The organism is Kitasatospora sp. NPDC053057, from assembly GCF_044546945.1.
In the GTDB taxonomy this organism is placed as follows: Bacteria; Actinomycetota; Actinomycetes; order Streptomycetales; family Streptomycetaceae; genus Kitasatospora.
In genome coordinates this window covers 69,371-92,391 of sequence record NZ_JBITZP010000009.1, presented here as the reverse complement: position 1 = coordinate 92,391, position 23,021 = coordinate 69,371, and the positions used below count along the sequence as shown (strand labels likewise).

The 23,021-nt window shown below is 72.4% G+C and carries 19 protein-coding genes and 1 riboswitch; of the genes, 9 read left to right on the top strand and 10 right to left on the bottom strand.

Features of this window, described 5'->3' with window-relative positions; all coding sequences use genetic code 11:
• Positions 1-5: 5 nt before the first annotated feature.
• Positions 6-176 (bottom strand): hypothetical protein, encoded by a 171-nt coding sequence (locus ACIG5E_RS12725; RefSeq protein WP_396533401.1) that lies wholly within the window; start codon positions 174-176, stop codon positions 6-8.
• Positions 177-426: 250 nt separating this feature from the next.
• A riboswitch (M-box (ykoK) riboswitch) is annotated at positions 427-603 on the top strand.
• A gap of 370 nt (positions 604-973) precedes the next feature.
• Here ACIG5E_RS12725 and ACIG5E_RS12720 point away from each other — a divergent pair.
• The 3 genes from ACIG5E_RS12720 to ACIG5E_RS12710 all read left to right on the top strand — a co-directional run bounded on the left by ACIG5E_RS12720 (position 974) and on the right by ACIG5E_RS12710 (position 4,221).
• A complete protein-coding gene (locus tag ACIG5E_RS12720; RefSeq protein WP_396533536.1) occupies positions 974-2,629 on the top strand; it encodes an NRAMP family divalent metal transporter in 1,656 nt (551 codons plus the stop codon).
• 127 nt (positions 2,630-2,756) lie between these two features.
• Entirely contained in the window at positions 2,757-3,491 is a 735-nt protein-coding gene (locus tag ACIG5E_RS12715) for an MgtC/SapB family protein (RefSeq protein ID WP_396533400.1), read from the top strand.
• A 52-nt stretch (positions 3,492-3,543) separates the two neighbouring features.
• On the top strand, positions 3,544-4,221 hold the full coding sequence (locus ACIG5E_RS12710) for a YoaK family protein (protein WP_396533398.1): 678 nt from the start codon (positions 3,544-3,546) through the stop codon (positions 4,219-4,221).
• 22 nt (positions 4,222-4,243) lie between these two features.
• On the opposite strand, the gene ACIG5E_RS12705 is transcribed toward ACIG5E_RS12710, so the two are convergent.
• Complete coding sequence (locus ACIG5E_RS12705; protein WP_396533397.1) at positions 4,244-4,900, bottom strand: hypothetical protein; 657 nt, start codon at positions 4,898-4,900, stop codon at positions 4,244-4,246.
• 362 nt (positions 4,901-5,262) lie between these two features.
• Between ACIG5E_RS12705 and ACIG5E_RS12700 the strand changes: the two genes are divergently transcribed.
• From ACIG5E_RS12700 to ACIG5E_RS12690, 3 genes are read left to right on the top strand one after another with little or no spacing between them, the layout of a single operon-like run.
• Complete coding sequence (locus ACIG5E_RS12700) at positions 5,263-5,787, top strand: PadR family transcriptional regulator (RefSeq protein WP_396533396.1); 525 nt, start codon at positions 5,263-5,265, stop codon at positions 5,785-5,787.
• Positions 5,784-6,470, top strand: coding sequence for an ABC transporter ATP-binding protein (locus tag ACIG5E_RS12695; protein WP_396533395.1), 687 nt, complete (start codon positions 5,784-5,786; stop codon positions 6,468-6,470). The genes ACIG5E_RS12700 and ACIG5E_RS12695 overlap by 4 nt, the downstream gene beginning before the upstream one ends.
• A complete protein-coding gene (locus ACIG5E_RS12690; protein ID WP_396533393.1) occupies positions 6,467-8,701 on the top strand; it encodes an FtsX-like permease family protein in 2,235 nt (744 codons plus the stop codon). Before ACIG5E_RS12695 ends, ACIG5E_RS12690 begins: the two co-directional genes overlap by 4 nt.
• Positions 8,702-8,733: 32 nt before the next feature.
• Here the strand turns inward: ACIG5E_RS12690 and ACIG5E_RS12685 are convergent, their stop codons facing one another.
• Both ACIG5E_RS12685 and ACIG5E_RS12680 read right to left on the bottom strand, forming a co-directional pair.
• Positions 8,734-9,186, bottom strand: a complete 453-nt coding sequence (locus ACIG5E_RS12685; protein ID WP_396533392.1) for an NUDIX hydrolase — start codon at positions 9,184-9,186, stop codon at positions 8,734-8,736.
• Between the two features lie 24 nt (positions 9,187-9,210).
• Positions 9,211-10,695 (bottom strand): SDR family NAD(P)-dependent oxidoreductase, encoded by a 1,485-nt coding sequence (locus tag ACIG5E_RS12680; protein ID WP_396533535.1) that lies wholly within the window; start codon positions 10,693-10,695, stop codon positions 9,211-9,213.
• Positions 10,696-11,021: 326 nt separating this feature from the next.
• On the opposite strand from ACIG5E_RS12680, the gene ACIG5E_RS12675 reads away from it, so the two are divergent.
• On the top strand, positions 11,022-12,461 hold the full coding sequence (locus tag ACIG5E_RS12675; protein ID WP_396533391.1) for a GuaB1 family IMP dehydrogenase-related protein: 1,440 nt from the start codon (positions 11,022-11,024) through the stop codon (positions 12,459-12,461).
• Between the two features lie 57 nt (positions 12,462-12,518).
• Here the strand turns inward: ACIG5E_RS12675 and ACIG5E_RS12670 are convergent, their stop codons facing one another.
• Positions 12,519-13,373: a DUF5995 family protein gene (locus ACIG5E_RS12670; protein ID WP_396533390.1), complete on the bottom strand. Its 855-nt coding sequence runs from the start codon at positions 13,371-13,373 to the stop codon at positions 12,519-12,521.
• 180 nt (positions 13,374-13,553) lie between these two features.
• Here ACIG5E_RS12670 and ACIG5E_RS12665 point away from each other — a divergent pair, with 180 nt between their 5' ends.
• Positions 13,554-14,396: a poly-gamma-glutamate hydrolase family protein gene (locus ACIG5E_RS12665; protein ID WP_396533389.1), complete on the top strand. Its 843-nt coding sequence runs from the start codon at positions 13,554-13,556 to the stop codon at positions 14,394-14,396.
• 238 nt (positions 14,397-14,634) lie between these two features.
• On the opposite strand, the gene ACIG5E_RS12660 is transcribed toward ACIG5E_RS12665, so the two are convergent.
• Complete coding sequence (locus tag ACIG5E_RS12660) at positions 14,635-15,726, bottom strand: PP2C family protein-serine/threonine phosphatase (RefSeq protein ID WP_396533388.1); 1,092 nt, start codon at positions 15,724-15,726, stop codon at positions 14,635-14,637.
• A gap of 116 nt (positions 15,727-15,842) precedes the next feature.
• On the opposite strand from ACIG5E_RS12660, the gene ACIG5E_RS12655 reads away from it, so the two are divergent.
• Positions 15,843-16,793, top strand: a complete 951-nt coding sequence (locus ACIG5E_RS12655; protein WP_396533387.1) for a pseudouridine synthase — start codon at positions 15,843-15,845, stop codon at positions 16,791-16,793.
• Between the two features lie 189 nt (positions 16,794-16,982).
• Here ACIG5E_RS12655 and ACIG5E_RS12650 read toward each other — a convergent pair whose 3' ends face one another.
• The 4 genes from ACIG5E_RS12650 to ACIG5E_RS12635 all read right to left on the bottom strand — a co-directional run bounded on the left by ACIG5E_RS12650 (position 16,983) and on the right by ACIG5E_RS12635 (position 22,678).
• Positions 16,983-18,584, bottom strand: coding sequence for a multicopper oxidase family protein (locus ACIG5E_RS12650; RefSeq protein ID WP_396533386.1), 1,602 nt, complete (start codon positions 18,582-18,584; stop codon positions 16,983-16,985).
• 310 nt (positions 18,585-18,894) lie between these two features.
• Positions 18,895-19,752 carry a DUF1259 domain-containing protein gene (locus ACIG5E_RS12645; protein ID WP_396533385.1) on the bottom strand — a complete coding sequence of 286 codons (858 nt, stop codon included), beginning with the start codon at positions 19,750-19,752 and terminating at the stop codon, positions 18,895-18,897.
• 302 nt (positions 19,753-20,054) lie between these two features.
• The gene (locus ACIG5E_RS12640) at positions 20,055-21,110 is read right to left on the bottom strand and encodes a type III polyketide synthase (protein ID WP_396533383.1); all 1,056 of its coding nucleotides are present in this window, start codon (positions 21,108-21,110) and stop codon (positions 20,055-20,057) included.
• A 362-nt stretch (positions 21,111-21,472) separates the two neighbouring features.
• Complete coding sequence (locus ACIG5E_RS12635; protein ID WP_396533382.1) at positions 21,473-22,678, bottom strand: cytochrome P450; 1,206 nt, start codon at positions 22,676-22,678, stop codon at positions 21,473-21,475.
• Positions 22,679-23,021: the final 343 nt, after the last annotated feature.

Below are 23,021 nucleotides of genomic sequence, written 5' to 3'. Positions count from 1 at the left end.
CATCGTCAAGATCCTTGACCGGTAACCGTGCAGTCCTCCTCGGCCAGGGCGGCAGGCGCCCGCCCGACCCGTTCGGCCGGGGTCAGCTGACCGCTGCGGTGGACCACGTCGGCGCCCATCACGGCGACGAACTCGCCCGCGTGGACGGTCAGGTCGACCCCGCGCAGGGCGTGCACCTCGGCGGCGCCGCGCCCGTGCGCTCGGGAGACCCCGGACAGCTGCAGGACGGGTGCGGGCCGGCTCGGATCGATGTGGGACGCGGTTCCCCTCGTGGGCTGTTCAGCTGTATATGTCGATGAACTATATATGCCGCGAGCGGGCGCACAAGCTGCCCGGGTTTGGTCAAGGTTCTACAAAGCTGTCGAAGATCAGCCGAAAAGGTGAACTCGGGTGGCCGCGGCGGGTCTATGCTTTTCGAGGTTTGAAAAGGCACCTCGTTCGGTGAGGCGTCTTCACGGACACAGGCCACTGACCCGACGACGTCGAGAGACGCCCAGGTTCAGGACAGGTCTTCCCGAGTTAAGGGTTGACCCCAAGTGGCTTCCGGCCGATCCGGCTGGACACGCCGTGGAGTGCCAAAGCTCTGACGAGTTGGGGTGTACCGGTCCATCGTTGACCGGTGTGCTCCTTGCCGTGTCGTGACGCGGCGCACAGACGGTGCGCCCCCGACCGGGAGGAGGCGAGAGACGTGGACTGCAATAGTCCGGGCCACAGTAGCCCCTACCCCCGCATGCTCTCGAACACCTCCGGCACGCGGTAACAACCTTCCCTGCGCGTTCACCCGGCGTTTCGTCCTGCGCTCGACCATGCCCGGACGCAAACCGCCTGACGCATCGTCATGCCCGCACGGCCGCCGCCGCTCAGCGTCGCCGTACGGAGCGGACGTCGTGCGCTCGCAGGGAGGATCGCTGCTGCGTGCCCCCTGTCGCCCTCTCAAGGAAGAGGGCAGGGAGGCCCCGCCATGACCAACGTGATGCTGGACCCGAAGGTTCCCACGGTCCCCACCGCTCCCGCCGCCGCCCAGTCCGCCGTGCTCGACGACGCCCACGTCGGCGACATCAAGGGCGCGCTCGGCACCATCCGGCTCGACGACACCACCCCCCGCAGCGGACTCTCCGCCCGGCTTAAGACCCTGCTGGCGATCGTCGGTCCCGGCCTGATCGTGATGGTCGGCGACAACGACGCCGGCGCCTTCTCCACCTACGGCCAGGCCGGCCAGAACTACGGCACCCAGCTGCTGTGGACCCTGCTCATGCTCGTCCCGGTGCTGTACGTCAACCAGGAGATGGTGCTGCGCCTGGGCGCCGTCACCGGCGTCGGCCACGCCCGCCTCATTCTGGAGCGCTTCGGCAAGTTCTGGGGCGCGTTCAGCGTCATCGACCTCTTCCTGCTCAACGCCCTCACCCTGGTCACCGAGTTCATCGGGGTCACCATGGCGGCCGGGTACCTCGGGCTGCCGAAGGTCGTCTCGGTGGTGCTGGCGGCGGCGATCATCATCGCCTCGGCCTTCACCGGCTCCTTCCAGCGCTTCGAGCGCGTGGCCATCACGCTGTGCATCGGCTCGCTGCTGCTGGTGCCGATCTACTTCATGGTCCACCCCAAGACCTCGCAGATGGCCCACGACTTCGTGACGCCGACCATGCCCGGCGGCGCCGGCCAGCTCGCCGCCGTGATGCTGGTCATCATCTCGATCGTCGGCACCACCGTCGCCCCCTGGCAGCTGTTCTTCCAGCAGTCGTACGTCATCGACAAGCGGATCACCCCGCGTTTCATGAAGTACGAGAAGGTCGACCTGTGGATCGGGATCGTCGTGGTCATCGTCGGCGCGGCCGCGCTGATCGGCCTCACGGCGGCGGCCTTCGCGGGCACCGACGGCTTCGGCCAGTTCTCCGACACGGCCGCCGTGGCCAAGGGCATCGAGGACAAGGCCGGCCACCTCGCGGGCGTGCTGTTCGCCATCGCGCTGCTGGACGCCTCGATCATCGGGGCCTTCGCGGTCTCGCTGTCCACCGCCTACGCGATCGGCGACGTGTTCGGCATCAAGCACTCGCTGCACCGCGGGGTCAAGGGCGCCAAGGGCTTCTACGCGGTGTACGCGGGCCTGGTGGTGGTCGCGGCGGCGATCACCCTGCTGTCCAACGACTACACCCAGGGGCTGATCACCCAGTTCGTCCAGGTGCTGGCCGGGGTGCTGCTGCCCTCCGCCACGGTCTTCCTGCTGCTGCTCTGCAACGACAAGGCCGTGCTCGGCCCCTGGGTCAACGGGCCGCGGACCAACGCCTTCACCTCCACGGTGGTCGGCGTGCTGGTGATGCTCTCGCTGATCCTGACCGCCTCGGTGGTCTGGCCGGGCATCAGCTCCGACGCGATCCTGTGGATCATGGGCAGCTGCGGCCTGGTGGGCGTGCTGGTCGCCGGATACTTCTTCACCGCCGGCCGCACCGCCACCAAGGAGGACCCTATCGACCGCACCGGCCGCGAGGACTGGCGGATGCCCCCGCTGGAGACGCTGAGCCGTCCGGTGATGTCCACCGCCCGCAAGGTCGGCATGGGCGCCCTGCGCGCCTACCTGCTGCTCGCGATGATCATGGTCATCATCAAGATCGTCCAGACCGCGCTGAACCACTGAGCCACCGGCCGCAGCCCGTACGGACGGGTGGTGAGCAGCGGCTCGCCACCCGTCCGTTGCTTTGCCCGCGCTTCCCTTGCCCATGTTCGGCCGTGACTCCCGCGAATCCTCTGGAGGAGGTGCCGTCGTGCACACCCTGACCACTGTCGAGTTCCTGGTCCGGCTCGCCACCGGCGTCGCCTGCGGCGCGCTGATCGGCGTCGAGCGCCAGTGGCGCGCCCGGATGGCTGGCCTGCGCACCAACGCCCTGGTCGCCGCCGGTGCCACCCTGTTCGTCCTGTACAGCGAGGCCGTCGGTGACACCGGAAGCCCCACCCGGGTCGCCTCCTACGTCGTCTCCGGCATCGGCTTCCTCGGCGGTGGCGTCATCCTGCGCGACGGCGCCGGCGTGCGCGGCCTCAACACCGCCGCCACCCTGTGGTGCTCGGCCGCCGTCGGGGTGCTGGCCGCCTCCGGCAAGCTGGACCTCGCCGTCCTCGGCACCCTGGCCGTGCTCGCCGTCCACCTGGTGCTGCGCCCGGCCGGCCGACTGCTCGACCGGGCCCCGCAGTCCGGCAGCGACCCGGACTCCACCTCCCGGGCCACCGTCCACCTGGAGTGCGACCGCAAGTCCGAGACCCACATCCGCGCCCTGCTGCTCCAGGCCCTGACCGCCTCCGGCCTCGCCCCCACCGGCCTGCGCGCCCGCCGCACCGAGCAGGGCGACGCCACCAGCCTGCGGGCCACCGTGGCGATCAGCGGCCAGGTCGCCCCGGCCCTCGAACAGGTCGTCACCCGGCTGTCCCTGGAGCCCGGTGTGCGGGACCTCCACTGGCACCTGGACGACGAGCCGGACGAGCCGGGCAACCCGGCGCTGGCCTGACGGTGCTGGTGTAGAACGGAAGGGCCGTCACACGAACCTTCCGGGAGGCCCGATGCTGAAAGCCGACCCCGAGCACGGGCCGCTGGTGCCGATGCTGCTGGTGCTGACCGTGGTCACCGGGGTGGTGGACGCGGTCAGCTACCTGGCGCTCGGGCACGTCTTCGTCGCCAACATGACCGGCAACGTGGTGTTCCTCGGCTTCGCCCTGGCCGGCGCCCCCGGCCTGTCCGCCACCGCCTCGCTGGCCGCCCTCGCCGCCTTCCTGCTCGGCGCCCTGGCCGGCGGCCACCTGTCCCGGCACCTGCCCGGCCACCGGGGCCGCCTGCTGACCGTCGCCGTCGCCGTTCAGGCGGTGTTCGTCGCCGCGAGCGTCCTCCTGGCGGCCGCGGCCGGCCACAGCTCCGAGGCGGCCCGCTACACCCTGATCGGCCTGCTCGCGCTCGCCATGGGCGGCCAGAACGCGGTGGTCCGCTCGCTCAAGGTCCCCGGCCTCACCACCACCGTGCTCACCATGACCCTCACCGCCCTCGCCGCCGACCGCACCGGCCCGCGCCGCGTCGCCTCGGCCGTCTGGATGTTCGCGGGCGCCCTCCTCGGCGCGCTCCTCGTCCTCCACACCTCCGTCCCCACCGCCCTGGCCCTGGCGCTCGCCCTGCTGGTCGCCGTCGCCGCCCTCACCCACCACGCGGCCAGGCCGACTCCGGCCCCGGCCTGGACGCGACGCCGCTGAGGCAGACGAGTTCCTGGGGCTCTCAGTCCTCCAGGCGGTTCCCGGCGCGGCCGCTCCAGAGCGGTTCCAGGCGCGCCCAGCCGGAGGTCCAGTCGGCCTCGGCGCGCCGGTCGAGGACGTGCAGGCGCAGACGCAGGGCGAAGGTGAGGAGGGCGAGCAGGGTGAGCAGGGCGCCGGCGCCGGTGCAGGCGGCGGAGACGGCGAGGGCGGCGCGGTTGACCGGGGGATTGGTGGCGTTGCCGGCGGGGTCGACCCAGATGGGGACGACGGTTCCGGCGCTGGCCGTGCTCGGCGCCTGGACGATGCCGGTGTGCCGGGTGGTGCCGGGGTAGGTCCAGGAGGCCTCGGCGTCGATCCGGTTGCCGTAGCCGCCGGAGAAGCGGCTGCCGGTGACGACGCCGTGTTCGGCGGCCGCGGTCACGACGGCGTCGACCTGGCGCAGCCGGGCCCGGTCGGTGTCGGCCTGCGGTGCGGTGGAGCGGTAGAGCAGCAGCGCGCCGCCGACGGCGAGGGCGGCGGCGAGCAGTCCGCCGAGGACGGTGAGCAGCCAGGCGCGGGCGCGGGCCCGGTCGATGGGGCGGGCCAACGGTTCGTGCCGGGCACCGAAGGCCCGCCGCAGCCGGCGGCCGGTTCGCCGCGGGAGCGACGCGGGCCTGGCCGGGCGGGGTGTGCTGGACACGCTGAGGTCTCCTCAAGGACGCGGGCGCGTACGGGGTTTCGTCACCCAATTTCCACCCGATCGCCCCCCTCGCACAAGAGTGGTGAGCGCTCGTGGCACCGTCGGCCCTGACCACCCGGGACGTTCGGCCCTCGGCAGCCGCCCCCGGGGCGGGCAGGCTGGGGTCCGACCGCGTCCCCCGTGCCTGGGCGCGGCGCCGGCCCGGCCGGACCGTGGGGGTTTCGGCCGGTGGTGCGGAGCAGGGGGCGGTCGTGCGGCCGCCTCCTGCCCGTCCTCTTCAGCGAGTTGACGTTTCACCAGGTCGGCGCCGTATTCTTCGCAGCTATACACTCGGTGTATATCCCTGGTGTATCGTCCTCCCCATGAGTGTTCCTTTGACCCTCCTCGGGCTGCTGGAGCGAGAGCCGAGTCACGGCTACGACCTCAAGCGCGACTACGACTCCCTCTTCGGCCGGGGCAAGCCCCTCCCGTACGGCCAGGTGTACGCGACCCTCGGCCGGCTGGCCCGCGACGGCAAGGTGATGGCCGGTGAGGCCGAGCCCGGCGACGGGCCCGAGCGCAAGCGCTACGTCATCACCGAGGCCGGGGCGACCGAGTTCGAGACCTGGCTCCAGGACCCGGTGGCGCCCGAACCCAACCTGCAGTCCGTGCTGTTCACCAAGGTGGTGCTGGCCCTGATGCTGGGCCGCGACGCCGAGACGTACCTGGACACCCAGCGCGCCGCCCACCTGCGCCGGATGCGCGAACTCACCGAACTGCGCCGCACCGGCGCCCTGGTGGACGCCCTGCTCGCCGACCACGGCCTGTTCCACCTGGAGGCCGACCTGCGCTGGATCGACCTGACCGTCGCCCGGCTCGACGCGCTCGCCGCGGAGGTGCGCGCATGACCACGGTGATCGAGGCCCGCGACATCGCCCTCGCCTTCGGCGAGACGCCGGCGCTGCGCGGGGCGAGCCTGTCCGTCCAGGCCGGCGAGGTGCTCGCGATCATGGGCCCCAGCGGCTCCGGCAAGTCGACGCTGCTGCACTGCCTGGCGGGCATCCTGGTGCCCGACGCGGGCGAGGTGCTGTTCGACGGGCAGCGCCTGGACAGCATGAGCGAGGCCCGGCGCAGCGCCCTGCGCCGCGACAAGTTCGGTTTCGTCTTCCAGTTCGGCCAGCTGGTACCGGAGTTGACGGCCGAGGAGAACGTCGCCCTGCCGCTGCTGCTGAACGGCGTGCGCCGCGGCGCGGCGCTGGCCCAGGCTCGCCCGTGGTTCGCCCGGCTCGGCCTGGACGGCATGGAGAACCGCCGCTCCGGTGAACTGTCCGGTGGTCAGGCGCAGCGGGTGGCGCTCGCCCGCGGTCTGGTGGCCCGTCCGCAGGTGCTGTTCGCCGACGAGCCGACCGGCGCGCTGGACTCGCTGACCGGCGAGCAGGTGATGGAGCTGATGGTCACCTCGGCCAAGGAGCAGGGCACCACCGTCATCCTGGTCACCCACGAGCCGAGGGTCGCCGCCTACGCCGACCGCGAGGCGATCGTCCGCGACGGCCAGGCCCGTACGCTCTCCGCCGGATCGGTGGCCCCGTGATCCCCTTCTCGCTCCGGCTGGCCGTCAGCGGCGGCCGGGAGGCCGTGGCCCGGCTGCTGATGATCGCGGCGGCGGTGGCGATCGGGGTCGGACTGCTGCTGTCCACCCTCTCCAGCCTCAACGCGATCGACCGCGCCAACGAGCGGCAGGTCTGGATGAACACGGGCGCCAAGGGCGCGACGGCGGCCAGCTCGGCGGACCCGCTCTGGTGGGCCGCCCGGGCGGACTACTACCGGGGGAAGACCGTCTTCCGGGCCGACCTCGCCCCGACCGGGCCCAACTCACCGCTGGTGCCCGGCCTGAGCCGACTGCCCGCGCCCGGCGAGTACTACGCCTCGCCCGCGCTGCAGAAGCTGATGCGCGAAACCCCGGCCGTCGAGCTCGGGGACCGCTTCCCGGGGCGGCCGGCCGGCACCCTCGGCGACGACGCGCTGCCTTCCCCGGACACCCTGGCGCTGGTCGTCGGCCGCACCGCGGACGAGGTCAAGGCACTGCCCAGGGCCACCACCGTCACCAGCATCGCCACCGCGCTGCCCACCGACTGCGAGGCCGCCTGCTACGGCGCGGGCGTGCACGGGGACCGGATGGTCCTGGTGCTCACCGTGGTGGCCGCCGCGCTGATCTTCCCGGTGCTGATCTTCATCGGCACCGCGACCCGGCTGTCCGCCGCCACCCGGGAGCAGCGCTACGCCGCGATGCGCCTGGTGGGCGCGACGCCCGGGCAGGTGTCGGTGATGTCGGCGGTGGAGTCCACCGTGGCCGCGGTGATCGGTACGGCGGTCGGCTTCGGCCTGTACTTCGTGCTGAAGCCGATGGTGGCCGACGTGCCGTTCACGGGCGCCCGCTTCTTCGCCTCCGACCTGAGCCTGACCCTGCCGCAGGTCGCCGGGACGGTGCTGGGCGTGCCGGTGGCGGCGGCGCTCGCCGCCCGGTTCGCGCTGCGCCGGGTCACCATCTCGCCGCTCGGGGTCTCCCGCCGGGTCACCCCGAAGCCGCCGAGCGCCTGGCGGCTGGCGCCGCTGGTGGCCGGCCTCGCCGAGCTCGGCTACTTCGTCGGCAGCAAGCCGGCGACCACCAACGGGCAGTCCATGGCCTACCTGACCGGCTTCGTGCTGGTGATGCTCGGCCTGATGACCGCCGGTCCGTGGCTCACCATGGCAACCGCCCAGGCGGTGGCCCGGCGGACCAGCCGGCCGGCCTCGCTGATCGCGATGCGCCGCCTCTCGGACGACCCGAGGGCGGGGTTCCGCTCGGTCGCCGGACTGGTGCTGGCGCTGTTCGTGACCACCGGAACCCTGGCCATCATGGGCACCATCAACGCCGACCAGGGCACGCTGAACGGCGCCCCCGAGGTCCGCAAGGCCATCGTGGACGTTCCGTTCGGCAACAAGGAGGACGCGGCCACGCTGCCTTCCGTGCCCGACCGGGTGCTGGCACAGGCTCGGGCCGTCCCCGGGTTCCAGGGGATCGCCCTGGTGCACGACAACCCGGCCCGGATCGGCACGTACCAGCTGGGCGAGCGGCGGATGGTGCCCAGCCTGGTGAGCTGCGCGGAACTCGCGCAGGTCCCCGTGGTCGGCCACTGCGCGTCCGGAGCTGCCGTCGCGGCAGTCGATCCCTTCCAGCTGGTCGACCTGACGGACGGCAGCGGGCACGAGTGGCCGGCCGCGGCGATCTCCGCGCCGGAGGTGGCCAAGCTCCCGGTGCGGATGCTCTACGCGACCACCGACGGCTCCGAGACGGCCAAGGAACAGCTGCGGACCCTGTTCATGAAGGAGTTCCCGACCTACGAGCCGCGCTTGGCCGAGGACTGGGCCTCCGAGGGGCAGAAGAAGCTCCAGGGCTGGCGGCAGCTGGCGAACGTGGTGCTGCTGACCACCCTGCCGATCGCCGGGTGCAGCCTCGCGGTGAGCGTGGTGGCCGGACTGTCCGACCGCCGACGGCCGTTCGCGATGCTGCGGCTGACCGGCGCGCCACTGCAACTGCTGCGCAGGGTAGTCGGTTTGGAGAGTGCGCTGCCGCTGCTGGCGGTGTCGGCGCTCGCGATCGGGACGGGCTTCGCCGCGGCGGCGATGTTCCTGAAGGCGCAGATGAACTACGGCCTGGTGTCCCCGGACCTGACGTACTACGGGCTGGTCGGCTTCGGGCTGGCCGCCTCGCTGGGGATCATCGCCTCGACCCTGCCGTTGCTGGGGCGGATCACCGGTCCGGAGGCGGCCCGCAACGGCTGAGCCCCGCACCGGAGTCGGTTACCCCGTGGCCCTCAGTGGGCGACGGGGTAACCGTGCGTCCCGTCCCGCCGCGCGCCGTCCAGCCCGGGCAGCCAGCTGCCGAGGACCAGCGCGGACGGGTAGAACATCGGCTCCGGCAGCGCGTCCACCGGGAAGCGCTCCCAGCCGGCGCAGGCGTGCGGCTCGGTGACCACCGCCTCGGCCAGGCTCGGCGGCGCCAGCACGGCGGCGGTCAGCCGGGGCCGGCCGAGCTCGTGGTCCAGGTGCACGGCGAGCACCCGCATCCGCTCGGCGGGCAGCACGATCCCGGTCTCCTCGGCGAGTTCGCGGGCCGCGGTCAGCTCGAAGGACTCGCCGGGGTCGACCTTGCCGCCGGGCAGGCTCCAGGTCGGCGGCTCGCCGGCCGTGGTGCGGCGGCCGATCAGCACCCGGCCGTCCCCGGTGGGCACGATGATCCCGGCGCCGAGCATCGGTGCGGTCGTCACTTCGCCGTCATCTCCTTCAGGTGGTCACCAGTTGCCGCGCTCGTAGTCCTTGAGGAAGCAGCCGTACAGGTCCTCGCCCGCCTCGCCGCGCACGATCGGGTCGTACACCCGGGCCGCGCCGTCGACCAGGTCGAGCGGGGCGTGGAAGCCCTCGTCGGCGAGGCGCATCTTGTCCGGGTGCGGCCGCTCGTCGGTGATCCAGCCGGTGTCGACGGCGGTCATCAGGATGCCGTCGGACTCGAACATCTCCTGCGCGCTGGTGCGGGTCAGCATGTTGAGCGCGGCCTTGGCCATGTTGGTGTGGGGGTGGCCGGCGCCCTTGTAGCCGCGGTGGAACACGCCCTCCATCGCGGAGACGTTGACCACGTACTTGCGGCGCGACGCGGACGCTGCCATCGCCGGGCGCAGTCGGCTGATCAGGATGAACGGCGCGGTGGAGTTGCAGAGCTGGACCTCCAGCAGCTCGACCGGGCCGACCTCGCTCACGGTCTGCACCCAGCTGTTGGTGGGCGCGAGGTCGGGCACCAGGCCGCCGGCGTCGATCGCGGTGCCGGCCTCGATCCGGGCCGGGGTGGCGGAGCCGGTGACCAGCGCGAGCGAGGTGACGTCCTCGGCGGCCAGCCGCTGCTCGCCGCCGCTCGCCTGGCGGGGGAGCGCGGGCAGGTCGACGGTGCCGCTGTTGAAGCGGCCGATCGTGGTGGCCTGCGGCAGCTCACCGGCCGGCAGCGGGGCGGACTCGGCGTTGACCAGCTCGCGGTAGGACTCCGGCGGGCGGCGGACGGTCTGCGCGGCGTTGTTGATCAGGATGTCCAGCGGGCCGTCCGCGGCGACCTCGTCCGCCAGGGCCATCACCTGGGCCGGGTCGCGCAGGTCGATGCCGATGATCTTGAGACGGTGGATCCACTCGGCGCTGTCCGGCATCGCCTTGAAGCGGCGGATCGCGTCGTTGGGGAAGCGGGTGGTGATGGTGGTGTGGGCGCCGTCGCGCAGCAGCATCAGCGCGATGTACATCCCGATCTTGGCCCGGCCGCCGGTCAGCAGCGCGCGCTTGCCGGTGAGGTCGGCCCGGGCGTCCCGGCGGGAGCGGTTCAGGACCGCGCACTTCTGGCACAGGTTGTGGTAGAAGGCGTCGACCTCGACGTAGCGGGTCTTGCAGGTGTAGCAGGAGCGCGGCCGCTCCAGGATCCCGGCGATCTCGGTGGTGGTGACGGTGGTCAGGCCGAAGGCGCCGGCCGTCTCGTCGTCGATCCGGGTCGGGGCGCCGGTGGCGGTGCGGGCGGTGACCTCGCGGTCGTTGGCCGTCTTGCGGGCCCGGGTCTCCTGGCGGCGGCGCTGCTTGAGGGTCCGGAATATGCCGCCGACCGCCTTGCGGACGGTGATCGCGTCCGGGTGGTCGACGTGCAGCTCGTCGAGTTCCGCGAGCACCTCCAGGCAGAGCCGCAGCCGCTCGGGGTCGAGGCCGGGACCGTAGTCGATCTCCTCCTCGTGCTGACCCTGCTCGATGTCCATCTGCTCGATGCTCACGCCCGCTGCCGCTTCCCAGTCGCCTCGCCGTTACCGCGTGAATGCTACGGGAGCGGCCCGGGCCGGGGCGAAAGGCCGACGTGGGGGAGGGCTTCTGGGGAACCCCTGGAGAGCGCTTGGAGGATCATCCATGTCTACGCGCGGAGCATTGATCATGGTTTGTGCACATCCCCAGCAATGCTGCTCGAACTGGCTTTTGGCGCCGCGCTCACGGAGAATCGAATGCTGGGTGCCGGGCGCCCGAGTGCGCCCCGACGGCTCCGCCGCAACCGCACCCGAGGTGTAATTTCTCCCAGCCAGAGAGCCCATTCATGCGTTTCCTGAACGACCTCAAGCCTTCGTACGACCTGACGTACGACGACGTCTTCATGGTCCCCAGCCGTTCCGCCGTGGGCTCCCGGCAGGGCGTGGACCTCTCCTCGAACGACGGCACCGGCACCACCATCCCGCTCGTCGTCGCCAACATGACCGCCATCGCCGGCCGCCGGATGGCCGAGACCGTCGCCCGCCGCGGCGGCCTGGTCGCCATCCCGCAGGACATCCCGACCGAGGTCATCGCCGACGTCATCTCCTGGGTCAAGCGCCGCCACCTGGTGGTCGACACCGCGATCACCCTGACCCCCGGCGCCACCGTCGCCGAGGCGCTCTCGCTGCTGCCCAAGCGCGCCCACGGCGCCCTCGTGGTGGTCGAGGACGACAAGCCGGTCGGCGTGGTCGCCGAGTCCGACTGCCAGGGAGTCGACCGCTTCACCAGCCTCGCCGACATTATGTCCCGCGACCTGCTGCTGCTGGACGAGGGCCTCGACCCGCGCGCGGCCTTCGACAAGCTCACCGAGGCCCACCGCAAGCTCGCCCCGGTCGTCGACGGCGACGGCAAGCTGGTCGGCCTCCTCACCCGCAAGGGCGCGCTGCGCGCCACCCTGTACACCCCGGCCGTGGACGCCCGGGGCAAGCTGCGGATCGCCGCCACCGTCGGCATCAACGGCGACGTCGCGGGCAAGGCCAAGGCGCTGATCGAGGCCGGCGCGGACGTGCTGGTCGTCGACACCGCGCACGGCCACCAGGAGAGCATGATCAGCGCGCTGCGCGCAGTGCGCGGTCTGGACCCGCAGATCCCGATCGTGGCCGGCAACGTGGTCTCCGCCGCCGGTGTCCGCGACCTGGTCGAGGCGGGCGCCGACATCCTCAAGGTCGGCGTCGGCCCGGGCGCCATGTGCACCACCCGGATGATGACCGGCGTCGGCCGCCCGCAGTTCTCCGCCGTCCTGGAGTGCGCCGCCGAGGCCCGCCGGCTCGGCAAGCACGTCTGGGCCGACGGCGGTGTGCGCCACCCGCGCGACGTCGCCATGGCGCTGGCCGCCGGCGCCTCCAACGTGATGATCGGCTCCTGGTTCGCCGGGACCTACGAGTCCCCGGGCGACCTGCAGACCGCCGCCGACGGCCGCCAGTACAAGGAGAGCTTCGGCATGGCCTCGGCCCGCGCCGTGAGCAACCGCACCGCCCAGGACTCCTCGTACGACCGGGCCCGCAAGGCGCTGTTCGAGGAGGGCATCTCGCACTCCCGGATGTTCCTCGACCCGGCCCGCCCGGGCGTGGAGGACCTGATCGACTCGATCGTGGCCGGCGTGCGCAGCTCCTGCACCTACGCGGGCGCCAACACCCTGGAGGAGTTCCACGAGAAGGCGATCGTGGGCATCCAGAGCGCGGCGGGCTACGCCGAGGGCAAGCCGCTGCACTCCAGCTGGGCCTGATCCGCCCGGGTCCGTTCCGGCGGGCGCCCGCTCGGGCGTCCTGCCGGACGGGCCGTCCTACCTCCCGCCGGCCGTCCGGTTCCTCGCTTCGGGGAGCCGGGCGGCCGCGGTCGTGTCGGGGGTGGCTGTGTCGGAGGCAGCCGTGTCGGGAGCGGCTGTGTCGGGAGCGCCTTCGTTCTGCCCGGTGCGCCCCTCGCAGTCGTCGTACGGCACCAGCGGCAGCAGCAGGGCGTGGCCGAGCAGCCCGACCGAGCCGTCCAGCGCCGCGGTGAAGGCGCGGGCGGCGGCCGGGAGCCGGCGCAGCTCCCAGAGCGCCTGGACGGCGGACCAGGCCCCCTCCCTGGCGGCCTCGACCGACCAGGCACCGAGCAGGTGGGTCAGCGGCTCGGCGCACTGCGGCAGCTCGGGCCCGGGCAGCAGTTGCTCCCGGACGACGGACTCCACCTCGGCCAGCACCCCGTTGATCCGGTGGTAGTCCTGCTCGACCTCGGCGGGCTCGCAGCCCCGGTGGCGGCAGAGCTCCACCACCGCCAGCGGCAGGTCGTGCTGGATGTGGGCGTTCATCCCGGCCAACGCGAACTGCAGCGGGTGCACGCCCGGGTGGGCGCGCAGCGCGAACAGCGGCCGCCAGCAGGCGGGCGGCTCCTGTCCGGCCGCGTCGGCGGCCACGGCCAGCAGGTACCGCCCGGCGAACACCGCGTCCAGCTCGGCCATCGCCGGCGGGTCGGCGAAGTACCCGCCCGCCAGCCGGTCGCGGACCGCCTCGGTGACGGTGAGGTAGAGCCGGTTGAAGACCGCCACCCCGTCGGCGAGGGGCAGGGCCGCCGCGATCTCCCGCAGCCGGCCGACCACCTCCTCGACCGTCACCGGTGTCCGGACCGTCACCGTGCGGGCCGTCGCTGTACCGGGCATGCGCCACCCTCCGAGGCTGATCGTGCACTGATCGCATCATCGTGGCAGCGTGGAGATATGCCCGTGGGCGCGGCGCGCGTCCGTCGAGCCGGTGTCACACGATCAGGCCGACTCCGCCGCGAAACGGCGCGGACCTGATCATGACTTTGCCGTTGCTCTGCCCATCCCCCACCTCCCGCCATGATCCCGATCGTGATCAACCGTCGAACCCTGATCGCCGCTCTCGCTGCGGCCCCCGCCCTCAGCGCCCTCGGCGCCACCGTGGGCAGTGCCCCCGCGAGCGCCGCTGACCTCTACCCCTCGAACACGGCCCTCTACGCCGACCCGACCCTGGTCGAGGGTGTGGACTACGGCCGCCGCTACCGCCGGCACCTGATCGACGACCAGAGCCCGCAGCACCGTACGGCCCTCATCCGCACCACCGTCATCGCCCCGCACGGTGGTGGGATCGAGCGCGGCACCTCCGAGCTGTGCCTGGCCGTCGCCGGCTACCACCCCGCCGACCTCGCCCCGACGCCGGCCGCCGGGCCGGTGCACGACTTCTGGATGTTCGAGGGCCTGCGCTCCTCCGACAACCGCGCGCTGCACGTCACCTCGACCCACTGCGACGACACCGTGGTCCGCGCGATGTGCTCCGGCAGCCTCAACGTGCTGTCGCTGCACGGCTGCACCACCGCCACGGCCGGACTGGAGGCCGGTGCCCGGGCGGTACTGGTCGGCGGCCTGAACTCCGGCCTCCGTCAGTACCTGATGGAGGAGTTCGCCGCAGCAGGCATCCGAGCCGTGAACGTCTCCGGTGAGAAGGAGTTCGCCGGAGACGACCCGGAGAACATCTGCAACCGCAGCATGCTCGGCATGGGCGCCCAGCTGGAGCTGACCACCGAGCTGCGGGCCGCGATGTTCACCCCGGGCGGTAACACCTGGGCCGACGCGGGGGCCGACACGCTGCCGCTGTTCTGGAGCTTCACGACGGCCGTCCGGGCCGCGATCCAGCGCCTGGAGGCGACCCAGCCGATCCTCTGAGCCATCGGCCGCCCGCGCGGCGGGCTGACCCGGCCGAAGGAGGCGCCGTCGCGCTCCTCCGTCTCCACCGGCTCGAACGCCGTCAGCTCGAACGACCCGCTCGCCTCGGCACCCATGACACGCTCCCCTCGTCGGTCCGCACGCACGGCAGGCACCTCGTCGACCGTGCGTGAAGCCTTGCACACGGCACTGACAAACCGGGCCTCAGCCCGTCGGCCCCGCTCCTGACGCACGGGCCTCAGTGGTCCCAGCGCAGCGCCAGCACCGCCGCGTCGTCGGCCAGCCCGGCGTCCCCGACCCAGCCGTCGACGTCCGCGAGCAGGGCGCCCAGCAGGTCCGCCGGATTCACCGCGGGCAGGCCGGGCAGACGTTCGGCCAGCGGGTAGAACCGGCCCTCGGCGTCCCGGGCCTCGGACACGCCGTCAGTGTGCAGGAGCAGCAGGTCGCCGGGCCGCGGCTCGAAGCGGCCCGCCGGGTAGCCGCCGCCGGTCAGCCCGAGCAGGCCCAGCGGCGGCGCGGGGAACGGCGGCTCCAGGTCGCTCACCCTGCCCGCGCGGCGCAGCAGCGGGTGCGGATGGCCGCAGTTCACGATCGTCACCGGCCCCCGGTCCGGCGCCACGTCCAGCAGTAGCGCGGTGGCGAACCGACCGTCCTCCGCCCGCGCGGTGAGCGCCGCGTCCAGCCGCTCCGCCAGTCGGGTGAGGTCGGGATCGGTCCGCGCCGCCTCCCGGAACACGCCCAGCACGTCCGCCGCCGTCTCCACCGCCGGCAGCCCGTGCCCCTGCACGTCGCCAAGCAGGATCCGCACGCCGAAGCGGGTGTCGACGACGGCGTACACGTCCCCGCCGATCCGTGCCTCGGCCGCCGCCGCGACGTACCGCACGGCCACACGCAGCCGCCCGATCCGCTCCGGCGGAGGGCGCAGCAGGGCCCGCTGCGCCGCCTCGGCCACCGTCCGGACCTGGTACAGCTGCCGCTCCCGGGCCGCCACCAGGACGACGTTGGCGGCGCTGGCCAACGTCGCGGCGAGCACCGTGATCAGCGCGGTGACGTGCACCTCGGACGGCAGATCGGTGTTGGTGGTCTCCAGCAGCCCGACCGCGAGGACGGCGATCGCCCCGGCGATCAGCGGCACCCGGGCCGTCCGGGTGATCGCTCCGGTCAACACCGGCGCCACCGCGAGGACGGGGGAGAGCGTCGTGCCGGGGCCGCTCGCCAGATCGGCCACGACGGCGCCGACCAGCAGCGCGAAGGAGCCGTACAGCAGCAACCGGGTGCGTCGCGGCAGGTGCAGTGGCGGCACACCGGCCAGGCCGTCGTCGGCGGTCACACGTCCTCCAGGGCTGAGCGGCAGAGCGGGCCCACGGTCCACTCTGCTCCGCGCCCCCCACAGGCGGCACCTCGGACAAGGACGGCCGGGCGTACCCGACTAGGCTGGGCCGCGAGATGAGACGCAAGAGCCGCCGCCCGGCCTCCCCCCTCCCACAGCGCAACGGCGTGGACCCGGTGCACCTGCGGCTCCCGGCCGAGGGCCCCTGGCCGACCGTTCGCGCCCACCTGGTCGAGCGGCTGCCCACCGTGGCGGCCGAGCGGATCGACGCGGCGCTGCACGGGCGGGAGATCGTCGGCGAGGACGGGCCGGTCGCGCCCGACGCGCCGTTCCGGCCCGGCGCTCACCTGTGGTTCTACCGGGACCTGCCGGACGAGGTCCGCGTCCCGTTCGAGTTGGAGGTGCTGCACCGGGACGAGCACCTGGTCGTCGTCGACAAGCCGCACTTCCTGGCCACCACCCCGCGCGGCAGGCACGTCGTCGAGACGGCGCTCTCCCGGCTGCGGCACACCCTCGACCTGCCCGCGCTCAGCCCCGCCCACCGGCTCGACCGGCTCACCGCAGGCCTGGCCATGTTCGTGGTCCGGCCGGAGGACCGCGGCGCCTACCAGACGCTCTTCCGCGACCGGCTGGTCCGCAAGGAGTACCAGGCCGTCGCCCCCTACGACCCGGCGCTGAGCCTGCCCCGCACCGTCCGCAGCCACATCGTCAAGGAACGGGGCGTGATCGCGGCCCGCGAGGTCGACGCCCCGCCGAACAGTGAGAGCGAGATCGACCTGCTCGACCACCGCGACGGCCTCGCCCGCTACCGCCTCCGCCCGCTCAGCGGACGCACCCACCAGCTGCGACTGCACATGTGCGGGCTCGGCGTGCCGATCCTCGGCGACCCGGTCTACCCGGTGGTGCTGCCCGAACCGGCCCCGGACGACTTCCGCCGGCCGCTCCAACTCCTCTCCTCCGTCGTCGAGTTCACCGATCCGCTGACCGGCCGCGAGCGCTGCTTCGAGAGCCGCCGCACCCTGGCCTCCTGGACCGACCCCGAGGGCTGGGCCTTCGGCGCGTCCTAGGTCCGGCGAACGACGGGCCCCGGCCCGGTGGCCGATCGGCCGTCCGACCCCGCGGCGCGATCGCGGAGGGGGCATGAACGCGGCACCGCCCACCGCCCCGCACTCCTCGGGAGTCTCGCGGGCTCCTACCCGCGAGACTGGCTCACCACCGTGATCACGGACAGTTGAACGCCGAGATCCCCGACAGGGTCAGGCTCGGACGGCGACGCGGTGCCCGTGGTGGTGCCGACCGTGCCGCCGCCGCCGTTGCCGCCGACCGGTTCCGGACGCCGACGATCCGGACCGGCCGGCTCCGGACATCGAGGCTTCCGAGGACGAGGATGAGTTGGCCGAGGCCTCGTCCGACTCCTTGCCGCGGCCCTCCGGTTCTGAGGGCAGCACGTCGATCCGGCCCATCTGGCCGTGCGAGGAGTGCACCATGTGGTGGCAGTGATAGACGTACTGGCCCGGGTAGTCGCCCCAGGTCATGGCGATCCGGACGGTCTCGCCCGGATGGATCGGGACGGTGTCCTTCAGCCCGGCCTCGGCCGGGCCGACCGGCTCCCCGTCGCGGTCCAGCACGCGGAACCGCACCAGGTGGGTGTGGAAGGAGTGGGGGGCGTGGAAGACCCCGGCCGGCCGGCGGGTCAGGCGGTTGTGGATCGTCCAGATCTCGCTGGTACCGACGGTTGTCCGCACGTCGGTTCGGTCCGGGTCGTACTTGCGCCCGTTGATCCTGGTGTCCGGGAAGGTCGTCAGCTCGAACTCCCGGTGCACCGTCGCACGCGGGATCGGCGGCAGGGTGGCCAGGACGTCCGGTATCCGGCTACGGTCCTCGGCCGTCCGGGTGATGTCGAAGCGCAGCACCTCGGGCCGCTCCGTCTTCAGCGCGGCCGTGTTCTCCAGCACCACCGATTCGCCGACCGGGTAGCGGGCGAAGTCGACCACGATCTCGGCGCGTTCGGCGCCGGCCAGGGTCAGCTCGTCCAACTTCACCGGCTCGGCGAGCAGTCCGCCGTCGGAGGCTATCTGGGTGAACGGCTCGCCGTCGGCCAGGCGCAGCGATATGTGGCGGTTGGGCGAGACGTTGAAGACCCGCAGGCGGTACTTGCGCGCCGCCACCTCGAAGTAGGGCCGCTCCTTGCCGTTGACCAGCATGTGCGGGCACTCGTACGGGTCGGTGTAGACCAGCCTGCCGTCCGTCTCGATCCGGGCGTCCCGGATCAGCAACGGGATGTCGAACTCACCGCTCGGCAGCGGCAGGCTGCTCTCGTGCGGGTCGCTGAGCAGGTAGGCGCCGGCCAGGCCGCGGTAGACGTTCTCGGCCTCCAGCTGGTGCGCGTGGTCGTGGTACCAGAGCGAGGCGGCCACCTGTTCGTTGGGGTAGCGGTACTCGCGGGTCTCGCCGGGCATGACGAGGGCCATCGGCAGGCCGTCGTACCGCGACCGGACATGGCCGCCGTGCAGGTGGACGGAGGTGTGCACGCTCAGGTCGTTGGTCTGCTCGACCACCACCTCCCGGCCCTTGACCGCCCGGATGGTCGGACCGGGGAAGCAGTCGCCGTAGGTCCAGACGGTGGTCAGCAGCCCCTTGACGATCTCCACCTCGCTCTCGGCCATCCGCAGCTTGTACAGGTCCGAGGAATCCGTCCGCGACACCGGACTCAGCACCGGGGGCACCCGCATGGCGTGCGCGAAGGGGACGATCCGGGCGGCCCGCCCCCTGGGCTCCGACCTGGCCTGAGCGGCAGGCAGTGCGGCTGGCGCGATCTGGGCCAGGCTCGGTGTGAGGCCCCATGGGAGGAGGGCCACCGGGCCGCCTATGGTGGCGGCCCTGAGGAGGTCTCGTCGGTTCAGCATCCTCGGTCTCTCTGTCCGGGACCCGGCGGTCGGTATGCCGCCGGGCAGATGGTCTCCGGCCGTGGTCGCCGGCCGCCCCGCCCAGCGGCTGCCGCGCACACGACGGTGCGCGGGCCTGGTGGTGGCTGACCGTGCGGCTCGCACCGCGCTTGGTAACCGCCCCGCTGGCTCAGTATCAGCGGGCTTCGCGCGCTCCGCATCGCGACCGCATCCGCGCGGGACGCCGGCATCCCCGGCACGGCCGGGTGTCTCCGCCGGTCATTCAGGTGGTGGCCGGTACGACATTGGTGGCGGCGACCGCGCGGCGGACCGATCTGGCCAGGTCCAAGGCATCGCCCTGGGCCCAGATGTGGGTGAAGAAGAGGCGCGGTTCGTCCGTCAGGCCGTGGTTGTGGAGTTCGACGAGTTCGATGCCGCCCTGCCGCAGCACCCCGAGCACCTCCTGGACCTCGGTGGCGACCATGGCGAGGTCGCCGCTGAGCGCGGCCCGTCCCCCGCCGAGCGGCTGGAAGTTGAAGGCCGAGGTCGCGCCCAGGCCGGGTGGCAGGACGTGCCCCTCGTCGACGAGGGTCTCGCGGCGTACGAAGACGCACGTATGGACGTCCTCGCCGCTGTTGCCCGTGGCTCCCAGTGCGGCGTCGATGCCGGCGGTGTCCAGATCGAGGGGCCGGAGCGGTCTGGGCGGGCGCGGTGCTGGAGTGCCGGTGCGGTCGAGCGCGGTCCGCAGCCCGCGGGCCAGTGCCACGGGGTCGTGGCCGTGCGCGCAGACATGGGTCCACCAGACGTCCGGCGACTGCGCCGGCAGGTGTTTGTGGATGGCGGTCAGGGCGATCCCCTGAGCCTGAAGGGCGTCGGTGAACGCCGGCAGCTCGTCCGCGGTCACCACCAGATCGCCCATCATCAGGGTGCTGCCGTCGTCGTACCGGGCGAAGGAGGCGTGCGAGCCCAGCGCGAGCCCGGGGGTGATGGTGACGCCGCGGCTGACCACGCGCAGGTCGTGCCGCGGGAAGGGCGTGTGGTGGTAGGTCGTGCGGATGAGGTTGCCCGGGCGGCCGAGGGTGTGCGCGACGTCGCCCCAGTCCGTCTCGCGGGTGGTCACCGGGACGGGGGTGGGCCCCATGTGGCCGGAATCATGGGCCGCGGCCGCCCCCATGGCCGCATCCCCCGCCAGGCCGACCAGCACCGGCATCAGCCCGGCCGCCGCCAGCAGTGGTCGTCGCGCTACAGCGGGGGGAACGGGGTTCCCGGGGGTTGCGTCCTCGGTTTTCACAGGCACCTCCAGAGCCCGGGGCGAGTACGGGAGCCGGTTCCCGCGTGGTGGCCATGGCGGCGCGCGGGTAACGGCTCCCGTCTGGGCCGGCCGCCGGGGGTGTGCCGACGGCCGGACGAAGGATCGGATGGGGGAGCGGCTCGACTTCTCGGTCAGGAACCGGGCGCCGCCCAGGTGCCCAGGGACATCTCGGCGGTGATGCCCGGGCCGAACCCGGCCAGCAGCCCGTGGTGGCCGTTGAGAGCCGACTTCTCGTCGAACATCCGGGCCAGGGCGTCGAGCACGACCGCACTGGCGATGTTGCCGTACTCGGTGAGGGTGGCCCGGCTGAAGCGGAACGCCTCGGGCGGCACCCCCAGGAAGCGGCTCAGGTCGTCCAGGATCCGTGGACCGCCGGCGTGGATGATGTAGAAGTCCAGCATGCCCACGTCCCACTGGTGCTGCTCCGCCACCGCACGCAGGGCAGGGCTCAGGGGCTCCATCGTCCCCGGGACACGCTTGTCCAGCTGGAAGTGGAATCCGGTGGGGCGGACCGCGTAGGAGATCCACTCCTCGGTGTTCGGGATGAGGTACGAGCCGTTGCGCTCCAACCGGATCCCGGTGCCGCCCTCGCCCCGGACCACGGCGGCGGCGATCCCGTCGCCGAACAGGCCGTTGGACAGCAGCGATCCCACGCCCAGGTCGGTGGGCTGGTAGCACAGCGAGCAGAACTCGCAGGCCACGATCAGCACGTTGGCGCCCGGGTAGGCCGAGCAGAAGTCATGGGCCCGGTTCACCGCCGCGCCGCCGGCCGCACAGCCCAGTTGGGCGATCGGCAGCTGCCGGGTCTCCGGCCGGAAGCCCAGCTTGTTGATCAGCCACGCCGTGAGCGACGGCATCATGAAACCGGTGCACGACACATAGACGATCAGGTCGATCTGTGACGGCTCCACTTGGGCCGCTTCGAGGGCCCTGATCACCACCGCCGGGACGCGTGCCTTGGACTCCGTCTCGAAGACGGCGCTCCGCTCGTCAAACCCCGGGTGCTTCAGCACCACGTCGATGGGTTGGATCAGATGCCGCTTCTGCACCCCGGTGTTCTTGATGAGGCGCAACGCCAGATCGAGCTGGGGATGGTCGTGGTGGAGCCTGCGCGCCAGTTCGAGGGTTTCCTCGTTGGTGATGACGTGCTCCGGCACGGCTATCGCCGGCTTACACAGAACGGCCATGGGACTTCCTCCTGACGGGCGGAGTTCCCGGTGCGACCCTGGCGAGGCGGGGAATTCGCGAGGCGGGGAATCAGTACTCGACGGCAGCCGCTGCGAACCGGACGCGTGGCGCCGGCGCGGCGGCGGGACTCACCGGGCGGGGCCCAACAGCGCGGCAGACGAGCAGGCAGAGCGAGGATCGGATGCTCGCTGTGCGGGCGGTCACGCCGGCCGTGAGTTGGTTCGGGCCACGTCAGCCCAATTTACGGAAGGTGGGTCCAGCACGCACGTCGGCCCGCGCACTCCAAGGTGCGCGGGCCGATGTGCGCGGCGATGCCGGAAGCGAGGTGGCGGCGGGCGAGCGCCGGAGCGTGGGGGCACCGTCACCAGGTGACAGGCAGCCCGAGCGGATAGCGCCAGATCGACGAGGTGTTCCACGCCAGTTCCGCGGCCGGCTTCGCCAGCGCGATCCCGGGGAAGCGCTCCAGCAGAGTCCCGAGGGCGACTTCGAGTTCGGTGATGGCCAGCGGTGCGCCGAGGCAGTGGTGCGCGCCCCAGCCGAAGGTCATGTGGGAGGGGCTGGTCCGCTCCAGGTCCAGCTCGTCGGGCCGCTCGAACCTGCGGCCGTCCCGGTTGGCGGTCAGGTAGGAGACGTGCACGATGTCCCCCGCCGGGATAGTCACCCCGCTCAGCTCCACGTCCTCAAGGGCCACCCGGGGGATGCCGACGCCCTTGCGGAAGGGGATGAAGCGCAGCATCTCCTGGATCACCTGGGGGAGCATCTCGGGCCGCTCGCGCAGGGTGGCGCGCACGTCCGGCCGGGTGAGGATGGTGTACGAGAGGTTGCCGAGCTCGTACGTCGTGGTGTCCTGGCCGGTGATCAGCAGGACCATGGCCATCACGGTGAGTTCCCGCTCGTCGAGGACCTCGTCCCCGTCGCGGGCCGTGGCCAGCGCGCTGATCAGGTCGTCACCGGGGTTCCTGCGCCGTTCGGCCGTCAGCTCGGCGAAGTACGCCCGCAGGTCGGCCTTGGCCCGCACCGCGTCCGGCTTGTTGTCCAGGTCCATGTTCATCATCGTCCGGGCGTTGGCGCGCAGCTGTGCGCTGTCGGCCTCGGGGATCTCCAGGACCTCGCAGATCGTGATCAGCGGGAGCGGGTGGGCCAGGTGCTCCATGAGGTCGGCCGGGGGACCCTGGTCCCGCATGCGGTCCAGCAGCTCGTTCACCACGTGCTGGGTACGGTCCCTCATCCGCTCGATGTGGTCGGGTGTGAAGCCCTTGGACACCAGGCTGCGCAGGCGGGCGCTGGCGGGCGGGTCCATGACGTTGATCGCCTCGGCCTGGACGATCGGCTCGGGAGTCATCCGCGGGAAGTCCCGGCCGACGATGGCGTGGCGGCTGAAACGCCGGTCAGTGGTCACTGTGCGCACGTCGTCGTACCCCGTGACGAGCCAAGCCTCCCCCTCGCCGTAGGGGAGGCGGATGCGGCTGACCGGTGCGTCGTTCATGAGCTGCCGGAGCGTCGGGTCGAACTCAAGGGCTTCGGCGAAGTCGAACGGGCAGTTCCGTGCGCTGGAGTCGGTGGACATGCGGACCTCCAGGTCCGGGCCGTGCGGGCCGGATGGGAAGACGGATGGAATGGACTGAGCACCGGTACCCGATCGGTCGGCCGTACACACCGGTGGAGGTGCGGGACCGCCGGTAATTCATCCGGGCTGATCAGCGGCAGGAGCGCCCGGTTCCCACATCACGCGGTCGCCCTGGCCGCCGTGCGCCGCTCCGCCGCCCGGCTGCTCACGGCCACCGCGAGGCCGCGCTGGGCGAGCTGACACCGCCGCCGCACCCTCGCCGCCTGGACCGACCCCCAGGACTGGGCGGCCGGGTCCTAGGACGGCCCGTCGATCTAGGACGAACGCATGACCCGGTCCCAAG